Source organism: Streptomyces albidus (ex Kaewkla and Franco 2022) (genome assembly GCF_013870515.1).
In the GTDB taxonomy this organism is placed as follows: Bacteria; Actinomycetota; Actinomycetes; order Streptomycetales; family Streptomycetaceae; genus Streptomyces; species Streptomyces albidus.
The window spans coordinates 1-3,290 of the sequence record NZ_JACBXA010000408.1; the positions used below are offsets into that span (position 1 = coordinate 1).

At 71.6% G+C, this 3,290-nt stretch carries 3 protein-coding genes; all 3 read left to right on the forward strand.

The genetic code is table 11. The features are described 5' to 3' along the window. On the forward strand, positions 1 to 240 hold a 240-nt coding region (locus tag H5J26_RS29700; protein ID WP_419183868.1), incomplete at its 5' end, for an AtuA-related protein. Next, the gene (locus H5J26_RS29705; protein WP_181769056.1) at positions 237 to 1,850 is read left to right on the forward strand and encodes an acyl-CoA carboxylase subunit beta; all 1,614 of its coding nucleotides are present in this window, start codon (positions 237 to 239) and stop codon (positions 1,848 to 1,850) included. The genes H5J26_RS29700 and H5J26_RS29705, both read left to right, overlap by 4 nt. 75 nt (positions 1,851 to 1,925) lie before the next feature. Beyond that, the coding region (locus tag H5J26_RS29710; protein ID WP_181769057.1) for an acetyl-CoA carboxylase biotin carboxylase subunit at positions 1,926 to 3,290 on the forward strand (1,365 nt) is incomplete at its 3' end.

The window sequence follows — 3,290 nt, forward strand, 5'->3', positions numbered from 1 at the left end:
GCGTGGCGGTGGCTGGTGCACGCGCTGACCGTCGACGAGCTGCGCCGGCTGCTGCCCGAGGTCCGCGAACTGCCCGTCGAACGGCACGTCTTCCCGCACCTGCGGGCCGTCAACTTCGTCGTCGAGGGGCTGCTCGGTCAGGGCGTCGCCTCACAGGCGCGCTTCGATCCTCAGGCCAAGGCCCTCGGGGAATGGCTGCGTTCACGGCACATGGAGATACCGGAGGGGTTGGTCCCGTGACTGTGCTGCATACGGCGCTGGACGTGGCGGGTGAGGAGTACGCGGCTCACCGGCGGACCATGCTGGAGCGGATCGGCGAACTCGACGCGGAACTGGCCAAGGCGGTCGCGGGCGGCGGGGAGAAGTACGTCGAACGGCACCGCAAGCGCGGCAAGTTGCTCGCCCGCGAACGCGTCGAGCTGCTGCTCGACCCCGACACGCCGTTCCTGGAGCTGTCGCCGCTGGCGGGCTGGGGCAGTGACTACGCGGTGGGCGCCTCGCTCGTGACCGGTATCGGCGTGGTCGAGGGCGTGGAGTGCCTCATCACGGCGAACGACCCGACGGTGCGCGGCGGCGCCAGCAACCCCTGGACGCTGAAGAAGGCCCTGCGCGCCAACGAGATCGCGTACGCGAGCCGCCTGCCCGTCATCAGTCTCGTGGAGTCCGGCGGCGCCGACCTGCCCAGCCAGAAGGAGATCTTCATCCCGGGCGGGGCCCTCTTCCGCGACCTCACCCGGCTCTCCGAGGCCGGAATCCCCACGCTGGCCGTGGTGTTCGGAAACTCCACGGCCGGAGGCGCGTACGTCCCCGGCATGTCGGACCACGTCATCATGGTCAAGGAGCAGTCGAAGGTCTTCCTCGGCGGACCGCCGTTGGTGAAGATGGCGACCGGCGAGGAGGCGGACGACGAGGAGCTCGGCGGCGCCGACGTCCACACCCGCGTCTCCGGCCTCGGCGACTACTTCGCGCTCGACGAACCGGACGCGCTGCGCCAGGCCCGTCGCGTCGTCTCACGCCTCAACTGGCGCAAGGCGCACGGCGATACGGCCGGCGCGGGCGGCGCCCTGACGGCTGCGCCCAAGTACGACGAGGACGAGCTGCTCGGTGTCGTACCGGGTGACCTGAAGACGCCGTTCGATCCGCGCGAGGTCGTCGCCCGCATCGTCGACGGATCCGACTTCGACGAGTTCAAGCCGCGCTACGGGACCAGCCTGGTGACGGGCTGGGCACGGCTGCACGGCTATCCCCTCGGCATCCTCGCCAACGCCCGCGGCGTGCTCTTCAGCGAGGAGTCGCAGAAGGCCACCCAGTTCATCCAGTTGGCGAACCAGCGGGACATCCCGCTCCTGTTCCTGCACAACACCACCGGCTACATGGTCGGCAAGGAGTACGAGCAGGGCGGCATCATCAAGCACGGCGCCATGATGATCAACGCGGTCTCCAACTCGAAGGTGCCGCACCTGTCGGTGCTGATGGGGGCGAGCTACGGCGCGGGCCACTACGGGATGTGCGGACGGGCCTACGACCCGCGGTTCCTGTTCGCCTGGCCGAGCGCCAAGTCGGCGGTCATGGGCCCGCAGCAGCTGGCCGGCGTGATGTCGATCGTCATGCGGGAGTCGGCCGCGGCGCGCGGCAAGCCCTTCGACGAGGAGGCGGACGCCGGGCTGCGGGCGATGGTCGAGCAGCAGATCGAGGCCGAGTCCCTGCCGATGTTCCTGTCGGGACGCCTCTACGACGACGGGGTGATCGACCCGCGCGACACCCGCACCGTGCTGGGCCTGTGTCTCTCCGCCATCCACACCGCGCCGGTGGAAGGCGCCCGCGGCGGCTTCGGCGTCTTCCGGATGTGAAGCGCTTGCGGTGGCCGTGGTGTCCGGCAACGAGGCAGAGGGACTGAGGGCGAAGTGAGCGGAGCGAGGCGGAGAATGATCACTTCAGTGCTTGTCGCGAACCGGGGCGAGATCGCCCGGCGCGTCTTCCGTACGTGCGCGGAGCTGGGCATCGCCACGGTCGCGGTCCACTCCGACGCCGACGCGGAGGCGCCGCACGTACGGGAGGCCGACGCGGCCGTCCGGCTGCCCGGCGACGCACCGGCGGCGACGTATCTGCGGGGCGACCTGATCGTGGAGGCGGCGCTGGCCGCCGGTGCCGACGCCGTGCACCCGGGCTACGGATTCCTCTCCGAGAACGCCGAGTTCGCGCGTGCCGTGCAGGACGCGGGGCTGGTGTGGATCGGTCCCGATCCGGGCGCGATCGAGGCGATGGCGTCCAAGACGCGCGCCAAGAAGCTGATGGGCGCAGCCGGTGTGCCGCTGTTCGAACCCGTGGTGCCCGAGCAGGCCACCGAGCGCGAACTGCCGCTGCTGGTCAAGGCCGCGGCCGGCGGTGGCGGCCGGGGGATGCGGATCGTGCGCGAACTCGGCGCGCTGGACGCCGAGATCGCGGCGGCGCGCGCCGAGGCGGCCTCCGCATTCGGAGACGGAGAGGTCTTCGTCGAGCCGTACGTCGAGCGCGGGCGGCACGTGGAGGTGCAGGTCCTCGCGGACGGGCAGGGGACGGTGTGGGCGCTCGGCACGCGGGACTGCTCGCTCCAGCGGCGCCACCAGAAGGTCATCGAGGAGGCGCCCGCACCCGCACTGGGAGAAGAGCTGCGCCGTGAGCTGGCCGATGCGGCGGTGAAGGCTGCCCGCGCGGTGGAGTACCGGGGCGCGGGCACCGTGGAGTTCCTCGTGGCGGGGGAAGGCACCGACGCCCGCGCGTACTTCCTGGAGATGAACACCCGGCTCCAGGTCGAGCACCCCGTCACGGAGTGCGTGCACGGTCTGGATCTGGTCGCCCTTCAGATCCGGGTGGCCGAGGGGGAGGCACTGGACCCTGCCGGGCCGCCAGCCGCGCAGGGCCACGCGATCGAGGCACGGCTGTACGCGGAGGACCCCGCACGCGACTGGCAGCCGCAGACCGGCACGCTGCACGCGCTCGACGTCCCGGGCGACGTCCGTCTGGACAGTGGTGTCGCGGACGGCGACGAGATCGGCGTGCACTACGACCCGATGCTGGCGAAGGTGATCGCCTGGGCGCCGACCCGCCGCGAGGCCGTACGCAAGCTGGCGCACGCGCTGGAGCGGGCCCGGGTCCACGGGCCGGTGACCAACCGGGTTCTGCTGCTGCGGTCGCTGCGACACCCCGACTTCGCCGCCGCCCGCCTCGACACCGGCTTCTACGACCGGCACCTGGAGGAGCTCACCGCGCCCGGCGACCCCGCCGGAAGGCAACTGGCCGCCCTGGCGGCC